At 76.1% G+C, this 14943-nt stretch carries 14 protein-coding genes; 8 read left to right on the top strand and 6 right to left on the bottom strand.

The features are described from left to right. Nucleotides 1-6 precede the first annotated feature (6 nt). Both GKE82_RS19600 and GKE82_RS19605 read left to right on the top strand, forming a co-directional pair. Nucleotides 7-2121 carry a GMC oxidoreductase gene (locus GKE82_RS19600; RefSeq protein ID WP_230316234.1) on the top strand — a complete coding sequence of 705 codons (2115 nt, stop codon included), beginning with the start codon at nucleotides 7-9 and terminating at the stop codon, nucleotides 2119-2121. A 144-nt stretch (nucleotides 2122-2265) separates the two neighbouring features. Then, on the top strand, nucleotides 2266-4377 hold the full coding sequence (locus GKE82_RS19605; protein ID WP_154734479.1) for a bifunctional diguanylate cyclase/phosphodiesterase: 2112 nt from the start codon (nucleotides 2266-2268) through the stop codon (nucleotides 4375-4377). Here the strand turns inward: GKE82_RS19605 and GKE82_RS19610 are convergent. After that, nucleotides 4374-4667 carry a SemiSWEET family sugar transporter gene (locus GKE82_RS19610; RefSeq protein ID WP_158276795.1) on the bottom strand — a complete coding sequence of 98 codons (294 nt, stop codon included), beginning with the start codon at nucleotides 4665-4667 and terminating at the stop codon, nucleotides 4374-4376. The two genes, GKE82_RS19605 and GKE82_RS19610, sit on opposite strands and share 4 nt — an antisense overlap. 28 nt (nucleotides 4668-4695) lie before the next feature. Here GKE82_RS19610 and GKE82_RS19615 point away from each other — a divergent pair, with 28 nt between their 5' ends. Then, nucleotides 4696-5082 carry a VOC family protein gene (locus tag GKE82_RS19615; protein ID WP_107568724.1) on the top strand — a complete coding sequence of 129 codons (387 nt, stop codon included), beginning with the start codon at nucleotides 4696-4698 and terminating at the stop codon, nucleotides 5080-5082. Between the two features lie 6 nt (nucleotides 5083-5088). On the opposite strand, the gene GKE82_RS19620 is transcribed toward GKE82_RS19615, so the two are convergent. Continuing rightward, entirely contained in the window at nucleotides 5089-6384 is a 1296-nt protein-coding gene (locus GKE82_RS19620; RefSeq protein ID WP_154734480.1) for a PQQ-binding-like beta-propeller repeat protein, read from the bottom strand. 95 nt (nucleotides 6385-6479) lie between these two features. Here GKE82_RS19620 and GKE82_RS19625 point away from each other — a divergent pair, with 95 nt between their 5' ends. Next, nucleotides 6480-6911, top strand: a complete 432-nt coding sequence (locus GKE82_RS19625; RefSeq protein WP_107568726.1) for a hypothetical protein — start codon at nucleotides 6480-6482, stop codon at nucleotides 6909-6911. Between the two features lie 10 nt (nucleotides 6912-6921). Here the strand turns inward: GKE82_RS19625 and GKE82_RS19630 are convergent, their stop codons facing one another. From GKE82_RS19630 to GKE82_RS19640, 3 genes are read right to left on the bottom strand one after another with little or no spacing between them, the layout of a single operon-like run. Further along, complete coding sequence (locus tag GKE82_RS19630; RefSeq protein ID WP_309233717.1) at nucleotides 6922-8217, bottom strand: MFS transporter; 1296 nt, start codon at nucleotides 8215-8217, stop codon at nucleotides 6922-6924. Further along, the gene (locus GKE82_RS19635) at nucleotides 8214-9428 is read right to left on the bottom strand and encodes an MmgE/PrpD family protein (RefSeq protein ID WP_154734481.1); all 1215 of its coding nucleotides are present in this window, start codon (nucleotides 9426-9428) and stop codon (nucleotides 8214-8216) included. The genes GKE82_RS19630 and GKE82_RS19635 overlap by 4 nt, the downstream gene beginning before the upstream one ends. Further along, nucleotides 9425-10012 carry a TetR/AcrR family transcriptional regulator gene (locus GKE82_RS19640; protein WP_309233718.1) on the bottom strand — a complete coding sequence of 196 codons (588 nt, stop codon included), beginning with the start codon at nucleotides 10010-10012 and terminating at the stop codon, nucleotides 9425-9427. Before GKE82_RS19640 ends, GKE82_RS19635 begins: the two co-directional genes overlap by 4 nt. 73 nt (nucleotides 10013-10085) lie before the next feature. On the opposite strand from GKE82_RS19640, the gene GKE82_RS19645 reads away from it, so the two are divergent. The 3 genes from GKE82_RS19645 (at nucleotide 10086) to GKE82_RS19655 (ending at nucleotide 14400) form a co-directional block, all read left to right on the top strand. Beyond that, nucleotides 10086-11003, top strand: a complete 918-nt coding sequence (locus tag GKE82_RS19645) for an oxidoreductase (RefSeq protein ID WP_154734483.1) — start codon at nucleotides 10086-10088, stop codon at nucleotides 11001-11003. A 39-nt stretch (nucleotides 11004-11042) separates the two neighbouring features. Beyond that, the gene (locus GKE82_RS19650) at nucleotides 11043-13196 is read left to right on the top strand and encodes an alkaline phosphatase family protein (RefSeq protein ID WP_107568731.1); all 2154 of its coding nucleotides are present in this window, start codon (nucleotides 11043-11045) and stop codon (nucleotides 13194-13196) included. A 94-nt stretch (nucleotides 13197-13290) separates the two neighbouring features. After that, nucleotides 13291-14400, top strand: coding sequence for a YibE/F family protein (locus tag GKE82_RS19655; RefSeq protein ID WP_196189345.1), 1110 nt, complete (start codon nucleotides 13291-13293; stop codon nucleotides 14398-14400). A gap of 3 nt (nucleotides 14401-14403) precedes the next feature. Here the strand turns inward: GKE82_RS19655 and GKE82_RS19660 are convergent, their stop codons facing one another. Beyond that, nucleotides 14404-14592, bottom strand: coding sequence for a hypothetical protein (locus GKE82_RS19660; protein WP_107568732.1), 189 nt, complete (start codon nucleotides 14590-14592; stop codon nucleotides 14404-14406). Nucleotides 14593-14726: 134 nt separating this feature from the next. Between GKE82_RS19660 and GKE82_RS19665 the strand changes: the two genes are divergently transcribed. Then, nucleotides 14727-14900, top strand: a complete 174-nt coding sequence (locus GKE82_RS19665) for a hypothetical protein (protein ID WP_154734485.1) — start codon at nucleotides 14727-14729, stop codon at nucleotides 14898-14900. Nucleotides 14901-14943 lie beyond the last annotated feature (43 nt).

Here is a 14943-nt window from a genome sequence, read left to right on the forward strand (position 1 = left end):
ACGGGCATGACCGCCCCGCTGCGCCCACACCCCGGTTCCGTCGCGGTCATCGGCTCCGGGTTCGGCGGCGCGGTCAGCGCGCTGCGTCTCGCCGAGCAGGGCTGGTCGGTCACCGTGCTCGAGCAGGGCCGCCGCCACACCGACGCCGACCTGCTCGCCGCCCGCACGAGCCTGCGCGACTACCTGTGGGGGCCGGAGCTCGGGGCCCGCGGCTTCTTCTGGCAGCGGGTCTTCGGGCACATGGGGATCATCGGCGCGAGCGGGGTCGGCGGCGGCTCGATCGTCTGGGGCGCCGTGATGCTCGAGCCCGGGGACGCGTTCTTCGCCGACCCCGCCTGGCCCGCCGGGACCGCCTGGCGCGAGGAGCTCGCCGAGCACTACGCCACCGCGCGCCGGATGCTCGGCGTCACCGAGACCCCGGCCCGGGCGCTGTCCGCCCAGGACGACCACCTGCTCGCCGCCGCCACCGCGATGGGCGCGCAGGACACGTTCGGCCGCGTGCCCGCCGCCATCTACTACGGGGACCGTCCGGGCGTCACGACCGACGACCCGTTCTTCGACGGCGCCGGCCCGCCGCGCACGAGCTGCCGGCTGTGCGGCGGCTGCCTGGCGGGCTGCCCGTACGGCGCGAAGAACTCGCTGGACCGCAACTACCTGCACCTCGCCCAGCGCGCCGGCGCGCGGATCCAGGAGCGCACCCGCGTCGACGCGATCGTCCCGCTCCCCGACGGCGGCTACGCGCTGCGCTGCAGCGACCCGTTCGCGCGCGGCCGCGCCCGGCACCGGCCCGACGTGCTCGCCGAGCGCGTCGTCGTCAGCGCCGGCGTCCTCGGCACGATGGAGCTGCTGCTGCGCTGCCGCGACGAGCTCGGCACGCTGCCCCGGATCGGCCCGCGCCTGGGCGCGCACGTGCGCACGAACAGCGAGGCGGTCACCGGGATCCTGCAGCCGCCGGGCTCCCCGTCCCTGACCCGCGGGCCGTCGATCAGCACCGACTTCCACCCCGACGCGCGCACGCACATCACGCAGAACCGCTACGTCGGCGGCGGCACGCTGCTGCGGCTCTCCTACGGGCCGCTCGTCGACGGGGACGACCCGCGCGCCCGCGCGCGCGAGACGCTGCGACGGATCGTCCGCCACCCGATCACCCACCTGCGCACCGTGCTGGCCCGCGACTTCGAGGCGCGCTTCACCGCCCTGACCGTCATGCAGTCGGGGGAGGGGGACCTGCGGCTGCGCTGGGCGCGCTCGCCGGTGCGGCCGTGGCGGCGCGTGCTGCGCTCCGCCCCCGGCAGCGGCCCGGCGGCGCCGAGCTACCTGCCGGTCGCCAACGACGCCACGCGCGCGTTCGCGCAGGCCTCGGGCGGCACGCCGCTGAACCTCACCGTCGAGTCGATCGCGGGCCGCTCGTTCACCGCGCACGTGCTCGGCGGCGCGGTCATCGGCCCGGACGCCGACCACGGGGTCGTCGACGAGCGCCACGAGGTCTTCGGCCATCCCGGCCTCTACGTCGCCGACGCGTCGGTGATCCCCGCCGACGTCGGCGTCAACCCGTCGCTGACGATCACCGCGCTGGCCGAGCGGTTCGCCGCGCGCTTCGGCTCCCCGGAGACGCACGGCGGGGCGACGCCCGCACCGGTGCAGGACGACCTGCCCGCGGGCCTCGCGGCGCTCGCCCGCCGCTGGGCGGTCCTGCCCGCCCCGGACGTCGCGAGCCTCGAGGGCGACTGGCGGGCGACGTTCGTCGGCCCGGCCGTGCTGCGCGCCGTCGCGCCGCGCGGCGTCGGCGCGCTGGGCCTGCCGCGGTGGTGGGGCAAGCGGTTCGACGCCCACGGCAGCGGCATCAACCTCGTTGACGACGGCCACCGCGAGCACCAGCCGATGACCGCGACCGTCGCCCCGTCGGCGATCGACGGCCGCCCGGTCCTGCTCGTCACCTACCCGCCCGACGCGCCGCTGCCCTGGCGGCACGTGCGCGACGAGCTGCGCCAGCTCCCCGACGGCCGGATGCTCGCCATGTCCGCGATCGCCACCGGACCGCTCACCCGCGGGCTGCCGTTCGTCCTGGCGCGGGACGGACGGACGAATGTGCGATCTCACCGGGCGCCCGCCGCGCCGTAGAAGGGGGCACGGCCAAGGTTCCCCCGGCGCCGCCGCGCAGCCCATGACCCGCACCCTCCCCCGCGCGCCCGACCGGCCGCGCTCGCGCTCGGCCTCCTCGGGGCGGCCTGGCTGCTCGTCCACGTCGTCGACGTGCACCAGACCATGGAGCTCGTCCTCCTGGCCGCCGTCAGCGTCGCCGTCATCCAGGCGCTGCGGCTCCGCGGGGCGCTCACGGTCGCCCGTGACGCCGGGGAGCAGGCGCTGCTCTCCGGCGCACAGGCCCGCGCGCTGCTCGCCAACGCGCCCGCGGCGATCTACTTCCGCGACCGCGAGGATCGCTTCGTCTTCGCCAACGACACCGCCGCCCGGATGGTCGACCCGGCCGGACGCGAGCTCGTCGGCCGGACCCTCGACGACCTCGTTCCCCCGGAGGTCGCCCGGTCGCTGCGCGCCCACGAGCGCATCGTGCTGCACGAGGGCCGCGAGATCCGCCACGAGCAGGTCGCCCCGCACGCCGACGGCACCGACCACACGTTCCTGGTCACGAAGTTCCCGGTCCGTGACGACGACGGGGCGATCGTCGGGCTCGCCGGCGTGACGCTCGACATCACCGACACGAAGCAGGCGCAGGAGGGCCGCCGGGCCGCCGAGGAACGGTTCCGCGGCGCGTTCCACGGGGCCCCGATCGGCATGGCGATCGTCGACCTCGACGGTCGCTACGTCGAGGTGAACCGGGCGCTGTGCCAGCTGCTCGGTCGCAGTGAGGAGGACCTGCTGGGCCGGACCGTGCACTCGATCACGCACCCTGACGACGTCGCCGCGAGCATCCGCGCGATCGAGCGGACGCTCGCGGGCGAGCAGCGCTCCTACGCGCTGGAGAAGCGGTACCTGCACCTCGACGGCCATCAGATCTGGGTGGCACTGCACGGCACGGTCATCCGCGACGCCGAGGGCTGCCCGACCGCGATGCTCCGCCAGGTCCAGGACATCACGCTACGCCGCGAGACCGAACAGCGGTTGCGCCACCAGGCCGACCACGACCCGCTCACCGGGCTGCTGAACCGCCGGCGGTTCGAGGAGGAGGTCGCGGCGGCCGTCGTCCGCGGGACTGGCGCGCTGATGGTTCTCGACCTCGACCACTTCAAGCTCGTCAACGACACCCGCGGCCACCACGCGGGCGACCGGCTGATCACCGCGGTCGCCGCCACGCTGCGCAACCGCCTCGCCGACGGCGACGTCGTCGCGCGCCTGGGAGGCGACGAGTTCGGAGTCCTCCTGCCCACCGCCGACCGCGAGGAGGCCGAGGTGGTCGCCTCCGCGATCGTCCGCGACATCGAGGCGACGGTGTCCGGGGCCGCGCGCGGCGTGACCTGCAGCCTCGGCATCGCGCTGCTCGATCCGCTGCTGTCCGGCGAGCAGGCGCTCGTGCGTGCCGACCTCGCGATGTACGAGGCGAAGGAGAACGGCCGCGACCGCTGGGCGCACTACGCCGCCGACGACGCCCCGCAGCCGCGCATGAAGACCCGCCTGGACTGGGTGCAGCGCCTGCGGGACGCGCTGGACGAGGAGCGGTTCGTGCTCGACGCGCAGCCGATCCTCGACCTGCGGACCTCCGAGGTCCGCCAGCACGAGCTGCTCGTGCGCATGCGCGACGACGAGCGCGGACGGATCCTCCCCGGCGAGTTCCTCGAGGCCGCCGAGCAGTTCGACCTCGTCCAGGAGCTCGACCGCTGGGTCGTCGGCCGCGCGATCGACCTCATCGCCCGGCACCGGGCCGCCGGTCAGGAGCTCGTGCTCGAGGTGAACCTCTCCGGCAAGTCGCTCACCGAGGACCGGTTGCTCGCCCTCGTCGAGCGGCGGCTGCACGAGACGGGCGTCCCCGCCTCCAGCCTGATCTTCGAGATCACCGAGACGGCGGCGATCGCGAACATGGCGGCGGCCCGGCGGTTCGCCGAGCGGCTGCAGGCGCTCGGCTGCCGCTTCGCGCTGGACGACTTCGGGGCGGGCTTCGGCTCCTTCTACTACCTCAAGCACCTGCCGTTCGACTACCTGAAGATCGACGGCGAGTTCATCCGCGACTGCCTCGACGACGAGACCGACCGGCTCGTCGTCGCCGCCGTCGTCGACATGGCGACCGGGATGGGCAAGCAGACGATCGCCGAGTCCGTGGTGGACGACCGCTCCGCCCGCTTCCTGCGCCGCCAGGGCGTCGACTTCGCCCAGGGCTTCGGCGTCGGCCGGCCGCGGCCGGTCGAGGAGATCCTCGCCGTCTAGCCGCGAGCCTGCGCCGCCGTGACCGGCCGGCGGTAGCGCAGCGCCACGAGGATCGCGGTCCCGCTGCCGCACAGGCCGACCGCGTTGGCGACGATCAGCGCCGCGTTCCCGAGCGCGACCCCGTAGCTCAGCCAGGCGATCCCGCCGCAGAACAGCACGGCGAGGAACCCGAGGCTCACGTCCTGCGCGGACCGTCGCTCGTGGACCCGGCGCGCCTGCAGCAGCGGGCTCGCGCCCATGCCGACCCCGAAGGCGGCCGCGAGCACCGCGAGGACATCGGTGGGATCCATGCCCGGCATGGTGCATGATCGGCGCTCCATGCGGATCACGGTCACCAACGTCTTCGTCGACGACCAGCGCAAGGCGCACGCCTTCTACACGGAGGTCCTCGGGTTCGTCACCAAGCACGACGTGCCGATGGGGGACTTCTCCTGGCTGACCGTCGTCGGCCCGGGCGAGCAGGACGGCGTCGAGCTGCTGCTCGAGCCCGCCGACCACCCGGCCGTCGGGCCGTTCCGTCAGGCGCTCCGGGAGGACGGCATCCCGTACACGTCGTTCGGCGTCGACGACGTCCACGCCGAGCACGAGCGGCTCGTCGGCCTCGGGGTCGAGTTCACGCAGGAGCCGACGCAGGCGGGCCCGGTCACGATCGCGGTGTTCGACGACACCTGCGGCAACCTCATCCAGATCGCCAGCCAGGCCTGACGCAGCTCAGCGGTCGGCGATCGCCCACACCTCCCCGGACTCCGACCCGACGTACAGGGCCCCGTCGCTCCCCAGGGCGGGGTAGGACTCCACGCTCGCGCCGGTGTCGACGTCAAACAGCAGGCGGCCCGTCCGGGCGAAGCCGTACACGTGGCCGGGGCGCGTGCCGACGTAGACGCGACCGTCCCGGTCGGTCACCGGCATCGTCCAGACCCCGACCGCGCGCAGTCGGGCGCTGCGCGCCAGGCCCACGTAGCGGGCCACCACCCGCCCGGTGCGGACGTCGACGACGGTGGTCCGGCCCCGATGATCGCCCCACAGCGCCTGCCCGGCGCGCGTCACCGCGGGGGAGGAGTACGTCAGGGCGCCGCGGCGTACGCGCCAGCGGACACGGCCCTCGCGCGACACGCCGTACTGGTACGGGTCGTTGGAGCCGATCACGACCGTGCCGTCCGGCCCGACCGCCGGGGACACCTCGACCAGGTCGCCCGTCCGCACGCGCCAGCGCACGCGCCCGCTGCGCGGCTCGTCGCGCACCGCGACGAGATCGTTCGCGGCGGTCCCGTAGATCGTCCCGTCGGGGCCGACCGCCGGGCTCCCGTACGACGGGCCGGACCCCAGGCGCAGCCGCCAGCGCTCGCGCACCGCGGCCGTCGTGACCTCGAGGGCCCGCAGCTCCCCGCCCATGTCGGCGACGTACACCGACCGCCCAGGACCGCGGACCGGGGAGAGCACCATCGCGCCGAACTGCACCCGCCAGCGCTCGCGGCCCTCCGCGTCGAGCGCGAACAGGGTGTTCTGCGGGCCCGGCCACAGGATCAGGTCGTCCCCGAGCACGAGTGGGCTCGTCGACAGGTCGATCCCGTAGGAGCCCTGACCGTCGAACGTCCAGCGGTCCCGGCCGGTCGCGGGGTCGAGCGCGTGCAGGACCCCGGCGTTGGAGGCGGCGAGCACCGACCCGTCGGCCGCGAGGACCGGGCCCGGGACGGCCGCGCCCTCCAGTCGCCGGCGCCAGCGCACCCGTCCCGTCTGCGGACCCGTCACGGGCGCCGAGCCGCTGTGCGCCGGGTCGTGACCGGCCATCGGCCAGGCCGAGGCCGGGGCGGGCACCGGCGTGGGAACCGGGACGGCGGTGCTCGCCGGCGCGATCGTGCGGTCGTCCCGCGGCGCGACCACGACGGGCGCGGCGTCCGCGGCGCCGTTCCCGGGGCGCCCGTCCTGGCCCGCACAGCCGGCCAGCACGACGCACACGAGGACGAGCACGGGAGCGGGCGAGCGGCGCGCCGGGCGGAGGGGGTCCATGGATCGGACGGTAGGCGGGAGATCTGAACGGACGGTGACGGGACGTCGGCACGCCTGGGATTGCGGTCACCCCCGAGCGGGTACGAGGGCGCGCAGTGTCGTTCCTCTCCCACGATCCGCACCCCTGGCCCGAGCGCACCTGGCGGCGCACCGAGGACGGTCTGCTGCGCCCGCGCAGCACCGTGCTCGTCGCCGGCGAGGACGACCTGCCCGTCGCCGTCCTGCGCCGCTGCGTGCGCTGCGACGACGTGATCGTCGCGGGTCCGCTCGTCACGCTCGAGGACGTGCTGCCCGAGGCGCGCGAGCTCCGCCCCGACCTCGTCCTGCTGTGCGGCACGACCGACGACCCGCGCCTGCACGCCGCGATGCACGCCCTCTACGCCGGCGGTGGCCCGTCGCGCGTCGCGCTGCTCGTGCGGCTCGGCAGCCTCGTGCGCTGCCTGCCGATGGGCGACTTCGACCCGGCGCTCGACCGCCTGCTGCTGCACCTCGCGGGGGAGACCGCCGAGGGTCGCGCCGCCCGCTGAGTCGCCGCGGTCAGACCGCGGGCCGCGTGACCGCGGGCCCGCGCGCGACGAGCAGCGCCGGCAGCAGGCAGAGCGCCAGCACGCCGCCGAGCAGCGCCAGGCCGACGTAGTCGGTGGCGGCGACGACGAAGCCGCTGCCCATCCCGCCCGTCGCCCCGGCGAGCGCGACCCCGAGGTCGACCCGGCCCTGCGTCCGCGCGCGCTCCGCGAGCGGGACCGCGTCGGTCACCAGCGCCGTGCCCGCGACGAGCCCGAGGTTCCACCCCAGGCCCAGCAGCACCAGCGCGACCGCGAGGATCCCGACCGAGTCCGCCGGGGCGAGCGCCGCGACGCCCCCGGCGAGCACGAGCGTCGCCGACCCCGCGGCGAGCACCGGCCGGCGCCCGACCCGGTCGACGAGCTGGCCGGTGAGGGGAGAGGGGAGGAACATCGCCGCGACGTGCAGCGAGATGACGAAGCCCGCCGCGCCGACCCCGTGGCCGTGGTCGCGCATGTGGACCGGCGTCATCGTCATCACCGCGACCATCACGAGCTGCGTGACGATCATGCCCGCCGCCGCGAGGCGCAGGGTCGCAGTCGCCTCCTGCGCCTGCGCGTCGGCGGCCCGCGCGGCGGCGGCGTCGGTCGCGGTCGGCGCTGCGGCCGTCGGTGGCGCGGCGGCCTCCTCGGCCGCCCAGGCGCGGGCGGTCAGCAGCGGGTCGGGACGCAGCAGCACGGCGACGGCCACGGCGGCGAGCGCGTACGCGCTGCCCGCCAGCAGGAACGGGCCCGCGAGCTCCCGGATGCCGAGCTCGCGGGCGAGGCTGCCGGTCGGCTCGACGAGGTTCGGCCCGATCACGGCGCCGAGCGTCGTCGCGACGAGCACCGTGCTCACCGCGCGGCCGCGCCGCTCGGGGTCGGCGAGGTCGGCCCCGGCGTAGCGGGCCTGGAGGTTCGTCGCGGACCCGGACCCGTAGAGCACGAGCGCGACGAACAGCAGCGGCACGTGGTCGATCGCCGCCGCGACCACCACGCCCGCGGCGCCGACCGCACCGACCGCGTAGCCGGCGGCGAGACCGGGCCGCCGACCGGACCGGTCCGACAGCCGCGCGACGAGCAGCGCGGCGGCCGCCGCACCCCCGGTCAGCAGCGCGGCGGGGACCCCGGCGGCGCTCGTGGTCCCGAGCATGTCCTCCGCCAGCAGCGCCCCGACGGTGATCCCGGCGGCGAGGCCCGCCCCCGCCAGGACCTGGGCGAGCAGCAGCACCCGCAGCACGCGCCGCTGGACCGCGCCGCGGGCCCCCGCGTCGGCGTGCGCCCCGCTCACGACGGGACCGGCGTGGCGGCGCCACGGGGGCCCGCGCCCGCCTGCGCCGCGGCGTCGAGCACGACCGCGAGCACATCCGCCGCCGGGCGTGCGGGGTCGTCGAGCAGGGCGTCCAGCCGCGCGCCGGTCAGCGCCCGGACCTTCTCGCCCAGCTGGTCGGCGCTCATCGGCCGCTGCGGCGAGCCGAGCGCCGCCTCCACGCGCGCGACCTCGATCTCCCCGCTCGCGGTCTCGTGCACGAGCACCGCCTCGGACTGCAGCAGCGTCTCGTCGGTGACGACGCGCACCCGCCGGGCGTCCGCGCGCACGCCGCCGTCGACGACCGCGAAGTCCTCGAGCCGCGCGGGCGCGCGGCCGTGGCGCAGCGCGAACGCCGTGCAGTACGGGATCGAGAACTTCGCCGCCAGGCCGTCGGTGACGTCGTCGAGCGCCGCCGCCCGGCGCGACACCGGGTGCACGACGATCGTCACGGTCCGCAGCCGCGGGCCTGCGAGCGTGACCCCGCGGCCCGCCGCCTGGACCGCGCACTCGATCGCCCCGTGGGTCTGCAGGCAGCACGGGTACGCCTTGATCCACAGCTCGTCGAAGGCGCTGGGTCGCTCGCTCTCGGCGGTGCTCGCGAAGGTTGCGCCGAACGCCTCCTCGAAGCCCGCGGCGCCGCGCTCGACCGCGCTCGCGCCGACCGTCGCGCCCGCGGCGGCGAGCCGCGCGGCGCGGACCCCGTCGGCGGCGGCGAGCCCGACCTGCAGCGCCTTGCCGTCGCTGCCGAACGCGGCCCGCAGCCCGCCCGCGCGCAGCAGCGCCAGGGCACCGGCGGTGCGCGCGTCGGCGCCCAGCAGGGCCGCGGCCGCGACGGCGGCGCCGAGCACGCCGCCGACCGCGGTGGGGTGCCAGCCGCCGTCGTAGAGCGCCGGGTGCGACGCCGCGGTCAGCGCAGCCATCGCCTCGACCCCGGCGGCGTACGCGTCGAGCAGCGCGCCGACCGGCGCGTCCTGCCGTGCGGCGAGCGCCAGCGCGGCGGGGGCGACGGCGGCGCTCAGGTGCGCGAGGCCGGGCTCGTAGGTGTCGTCGAAGTCCAGGACGTGCCCGGCGGTGCCGAGCACGGTGACGTCGTCCTCGGTCGCGGCGGCGGCGCGGACGGCGCGGCTGTCGGCCCCGGCGACCGCGCAGGCCAGCCAGTCCCGGAAGGCGTCGGCGACGGCGACGGTCACCGCGGCCGCAGCCCGGTCAACGCGCCGCGCAGCGCGGTGGCGACGGTGGCGTCGAGGTCGTCGGTCTCCAGCATCCCGGCCCCGGCGAGCGAGGCGAGCCCGTGCAGGAGCGGGAACAGCACGGCGACCGCGTCGTCGACCGCGCCCGCGAGCTCGCCGTCGACCCGGCCCTCGGCGAGCAGCTCGAGCATCACCGCGAACGCCTGCTCGGCGGCCTCGTGCAGCGGGCCGTCGGGGTCGAGCTTCTTCGCCGCGAACATCAGCTCGAGCAGCGCGGCGTCGCGCACGGCGAACGCGACGTACGCCTGGGCGACCCGCTCCAGCCGCGCCGCGTAGGGGCCGCGGCCGTCGCCGGCGGCCGCCTCGAGCGTCGTGCGGAGGCGCTCGAAGCCGCGCTGGGCGAGGCCGTCGAGCAGCGCCTGCCGGTCGGGGAAGTGGCGGCGCGGGGCGGCGTGGCTGACCCCGGCGTCACGGGCGACCTCGCGCAGCGACAGCGCGGCGACCCCGCGGTCGCGCACCGTGTCCAGCGCGCGGTCGAGCAGCTCCTCGCGGAGGTTGCCGTGGTGGTAGGGGCGGGTCGCCACGTCGGGCAGTTTACCGCGCGGGGCTCTGAAGTTGTCATTGACACCATTGTTTGCAGTGGCTACATTGGCGGCCATGTCCACCTCCTCCTGGCTCTCCGCCAATCTCCCCGACCAGTCCGGCCGCACCATCGTCGTCACCGGCGCCAGCAGCGGCATCGGCGCCACCGCCGCCCGCCACCTCGCCGCCGCCGGCGCGCACGTCGTCCTCGCCGTCCGCGACGTCGCCAAGGGGCAGGCCGTCGCCGACACCCTCCCCGGCTCGACCGAGGTCCGCCGGCTCGACCTCGCCGACCTCGCCTCCGTCCGCGCGTTCGCCGAGGGCTTCGGGGACGGCGACACGATCGACGTGCTCGTCAACAACGCCGGCGTCATGGCGCTGCCCGAGCAGCGCACCGCCGACGGCTTCGAGATGCAGATCGGCACCAACCACCTCGGGCACTTCGCGCTGACGAACCTGCTGCTGGGACGCGTGACCGCCCGCGTCGTCTCCGTCGCCTCCTCCGCCCACCGCGCCGGGCGCATCCGCCTCGACGACCTCAACTGGGAGGAGCCGGGCAGCTACGACCGCTGGCGCGCCTACGGCCAGTCGAAGCTCGCCAACCTGCTGTTCACCAGCGAGCTGCAGCGCCGCCTCGCCGCCGCGGGCTCGCCCGTCATCGCGACCGCCGCGCACCCGGGCTACAGCGCGACGCACCTGCAGGGCCACACCGGCAGCCGCCTGCAGGGCGCGCTGATGGCGATCGGCAACCGCATCGTCGCCCAGGACGACGCCGCCGGCGCCCTGCCCACCGTGCACGCCGCCGTCGCCGACATCCCCGGCGACAGCTACGTCGGCCCCAACGGCCCGTTCGAGCTGCGCGGCACGCCGAAGCTCGTCGGCCGCACCGACGCCGCCAAGGACGCCGACGTCGCCGCGCGCCTGTGGACGCTGTCGGAGGAGCTGACCGGCGTGCGCTGGCCGCTGGACGCGGCGTCCCGGATCACGGTGTGATCACCACGTGAGCCTGCCGGGGCGGGATACTCCCGTCCCGTGGCCCGTCTCCTGCTCCCGCTCCTGGCCGTCCTGGCCCTCGTGGCGCTCGCCGTCGGCGTGCCGCCGGACCGCTCCGGCCCGCGCAGCGCCGACGCGCAGGGCCAGGGCCCGCAGGACGACGCGACCCGCCCGCTCGTCTACGTCTTCTCCTTCGACGCCACCGACGGCGACCGCGCGATCGACCAGGGCCGCGCCCCGTTCCTCGCCTCGATGGTCCGCGGCGAGGAGGGCGCCCGCTCGACCTACTACCGCGACTCGCGCGGGATCATGGTCTCGGAGACGAACCCCAACCACACCGCCATGGCCACCGGCGCCTACGGCGAGCGGTCCGGCATCCCCGGCAACACGTTCGCCGTCTACGACGAGGCCGCGCGCCGGACCTGCCCGGCGGAGGGCGGCGACCCGAACGGCCCGATGGTCACCAGCGGCGAGGCGTCCACCTGCCTGCTGGCCGAGACGTTCTTCGCGGCGCTCAAGCGCCAGGCGCCCGACGTCGTCACCGCCGGGATCTTCGGCAAGCCCAAGCTCGGCCGGATCTTCTCGACCCGCACCGTCGACCCGCAGGCCTACGACGCCGACCACCTGTGGGCGCCCTGCGAGGGCTCATCCGACGATCCCCCGTACTGCCGCAGCGTCGCCGTCGACCCGGTGCAGCGCTACACCAACGACGTCGTCGTCATGGACGAGGTCCTGCGCACCGTCCGCGAGGGCGTCCCCGCCGACGGCGCCACGCGCCGCCCGAACCTCACGTTCGTGAACTTCCCCACGATCGACCAGCTCGGCCACTTCACCGGTGCGGGCCCCGTGTACGAGACCGCGATCGGCAACGCCGACCAGCAGCTGCGCCGCTTCGTCGCCCAGCAGAAGCAGCTCGGCCTGTGGGACCGCACGACGATCTTCGTCGTCTCCGACCACTCGATGGACACGACCACGAAGCTCGCGCCCAACGCGATCGCCTCGTCGTTCGGCGCCGACGCCGACGCCGTCGAGATCGTCCTCAACGGCAGCGTCAACATGGTCTACCTCAAGGACCGCAACCGGCCCGACCGCGACGCGCTGCTCGCCCGCCTGCGCGCCGCCGCCCTGACCAACCCGCGCGTCGACGAGGCGCTGTACCGGCTGCCCAACGCCGCCGACGGGGACACCCGCCACACCCTCGACGGCGTCCACCCGGGCTGGAAGATCGCCGGCGAGCGGACCGGTGACCTGCTCGTCACCGCCAAGCCCACCGAGAAGTTCGGGGACGGGATCCCGGGCGGCATCAACCCGCTCAGCGGCAACCACGGCGCGCCGCAGACGCTCGACCACATGTTCGCGATCGTCGGCGGCGACCCGCGCATCCGCCAGCAGGCGATCGCCTCCGAGAAGGTCGACCCCGTCCGCTTCAGCGACACGGTCGAGAACCCTGGGTCCTCCGAGCAGGTCGACGTCGCCCCGACCGTCATGGCCCTGTTCGGCAGCCGCCCGCCCGCGCAGGCGCAGGGCCGCGTGCTCGACGAGGCGTTCTCGTCGCTGCCGCGCGTCGCCGGCTCGTGCACGGTGCCGACCGCGCTGCGCGGCTTCGCCGTCCTGCCCGACGGGCGCGGCGTCCGCGTCACGCTGCCGCGCACCGCCGGGACCACCTTCGCGGTCGACGTGTTCCGCCAGTCCGCGGGCCGTCGCGCGATCGCCAACGCCCCCGCGGCCCGCTTCCGGCGCAGCGCGAGCTTCCGCTGGGACGGGCGCGGCGCGCTCGACGGCTCCTACCTCGTGCGCGTGCGCGCGCTGCGCGGGACGACGACGGTCGACACCCGACGGATCGCGCTCGTGCGCCGCGCCGGGCGGTTCGTCGGCGCCGCCGCCCCCGAGGCGCCGCGCTCGTGCGGCACGATCGCCAAGGCGAAGCTCGACCGCACCGCGTTCGGCGGGACGCGCGGCACCGCCCTGCGGGTGAGCCTGCGCCTCAACCGCGACGCGCGCGTGCGCGTCGAGCTGCGCGACGCACGCGACCGCGTCGTGCGCACGCTCGGCGACCGCACCCGCCGGGCCGGCGCCACGCAGCGCCTGACGGTCCGCGCCGCCGGGCTGCGCCCCGGGACCTACCTGGTCCGGATCCGGGCGACCGCCGGCGGGCGCACCGTCACGCGCAATCTCGGCGCGACCCGCCTGTGATCGCCCGCCTGCGGCGCGCGCTCGACGCGCGCGCCGGGCGCTGCGCGCGCTGTGGGCGATCCCGGCCGGCCGGCTCGCGCTCACCGCGGTCGGGGTGATCGCCGCCGCCACCGCCCTCGGGCTGTTCGTCCTGTGGCCCGGTGACGGCGCGGTCGCGGGCTCGAGCCCCGGGGCGGACGCGCGCGGCGCGGAGGTGGTGGCGGTCGGCACCGACGGCTGCCGTCCGGAGCTCGGCCCGGGCTGCCGCACGCTGCGCATCGAGCTCGACGGGCGCGCGAGCACCGCGACGTTCGCGGGCGACGCGCTGACCCCGCTGCCCGAGCCGGGCGCGCGGATCCGCGTCGTGCCCGCCGTCCCCGTCGGGGCGGGGGAGGGGGCGACGCCGCCCTGGGTGTTCCTCGACTACGACCGGCGCGCGCCGCTGCTGCTGCTGTCGCTGCTGTTCGCCGTCGTGATCGTCCTGCTCGCGCGCCGCCGCGGGCTGCTCGCGCTGATCGGCCTGGGGGCGAGCCTCGCGCTGCTCGCGACCTTCGTCGTCCCCGCGATCCTCGACGGGCGGCCGCCGATCGCGGTCGCGCTCGTCGGGGCGGTGGCGATCCTGCTCGTCACGCTCGCGCTCGCGCACGGCGCCAGCTCGATGACGCTCGCGGCGATCATCGGCTCGGCCTGCACGCTGGTGCTGACCGCGCTGCTCGCGACGCTCGCGGTCGACGCCGTGCAGCTCACCGGCCTGGTCTCCGAGCAGGCGTTCGTGCTGCGCGTCGCCTCCGACGGGGAGATCGAGCCGCAGGGGCTGCTGCTCGCCGGCATGGTCATCGGGGCGCTCGGCGTGCTCGACGACGTCACCGTCAGCCAGGCGTCCGTCGTCGCGGCGCTGCGCCGGGCCGCCCCGTCGATGCCCGCGCGCACCCTCTACGCCGAGGCGCTGCGCGTCGGCCGCGACCACCTCGCCGCGACGGTCAACACGCTCGCGCTGGCCTACGCGGGGGCGGCGCTGCCGATCCTGCTCGTGTTCTCCACGGTCGGCACGAGCCTCGGCGACGCGGTGAACCGCGAGATCGTGGCCCAGGAGGTCACGGCGCTGCTCGTCGGCTCGATCGGGCTGGCGTGCGCCGTGCCGCTGACGACCGCGGTCGCGGTCGCGCTCGCACGGCGCGTGCCGACCGAGCTGCTGGGCGACGCCCACGCCGGGCACGCCCATTGACGGTCAGCTGCGGCGCCCCCGGCGCTTCTTCTCGCCCTCGGGACGCGGCTCGGGCTTGGGGTACTTCGCCCGCTCCTCGGGGGTCATCTGACGGACGGTGAGGGAGCCGCTCTCGATCTGCGCCTCCATCTCCTCGAGCTTCTTGGCCCGGGCGTCCGCCTGTCGCTGCTGCTGGGGGCTGAGCTTCGTCATGATCCGCACAATCCTAGCGCGTCGCCGCGGTGTTCCCGAACCGCTTTTCGGCGCGTCGGGCGGCCACCGGGGGTCTTGAGGTGGGTGGACGGACGTCCGATGCACCGTTCACCACTTCTGACGATCAACGGGGCATGCCCCCCGAAGAGCCGTTCCCCCTCACCCCCGACGAGGAGCTCGCCGCCGACCGACTGCTCGTCGAGCTGCTCGCCGAGCGCCTCAACACCGTCGACCTCGGAGCCGGTACGGCGGCCCGCGACGACGCACCGGCGCACGAGCTGCGGCCTCCGGCCGCGGCCGCCGGCTGACGACGCACGGCGGCGCCGCGCCGGACCGCCTGGGGGCAGGCAG

The organism is Conexibacter sp. W3-3-2 (assembly GCF_009707605.1).
GTDB lineage: Bacteria > Actinomycetota > Thermoleophilia > Solirubrobacterales > Solirubrobacteraceae > Paraconexibacter > Paraconexibacter algicola.

Coding starts and splice junctions, on each gene's coding strand:
- GKE82_RS19600 (WP_230316234.1), top strand. CDS start 7: ATGACCGCCCCGCTGCGCCCACACCCCGGTTCCGTCGCGGTCATCGGC.
- GKE82_RS19605 (WP_154734479.1), top strand. CDS start 2,266: ATGGAGCTCGTCCTCCTGGCCGCCGTCAGCGTCGCCGTCATCCAGGCG.
- GKE82_RS19610 (WP_158276795.1), bottom strand. CDS start 4,667: ATGGATCCCACCGATGTCCTCGCGGTGCTCGCGGCCGCCTTCGGGGTC.
- GKE82_RS19615 (WP_107568724.1), top strand. CDS start 4,696: ATGCGGATCACGGTCACCAACGTCTTCGTCGACGACCAGCGCAAGGCG.
- GKE82_RS19620 (WP_154734480.1), bottom strand. CDS start 6,384: ATGGACCCCCTCCGCCCGGCGCGCCGCTCGCCCGCTCCCGTGCTCGTC.
- GKE82_RS19645 (WP_154734483.1), top strand. CDS start 10,086: ATGTCCACCTCCTCCTGGCTCTCCGCCAATCTCCCCGACCAGTCCGGC.
- GKE82_RS19660 (WP_107568732.1), bottom strand. CDS start 14,592: ATGACGAAGCTCAGCCCCCAGCAGCAGCGACAGGCGGACGCCCGGGCC.
- GKE82_RS19665 (WP_154734485.1), top strand. CDS start 14,727: ATGCCCCCCGAAGAGCCGTTCCCCCTCACCCCCGACGAGGAGCTCGCC.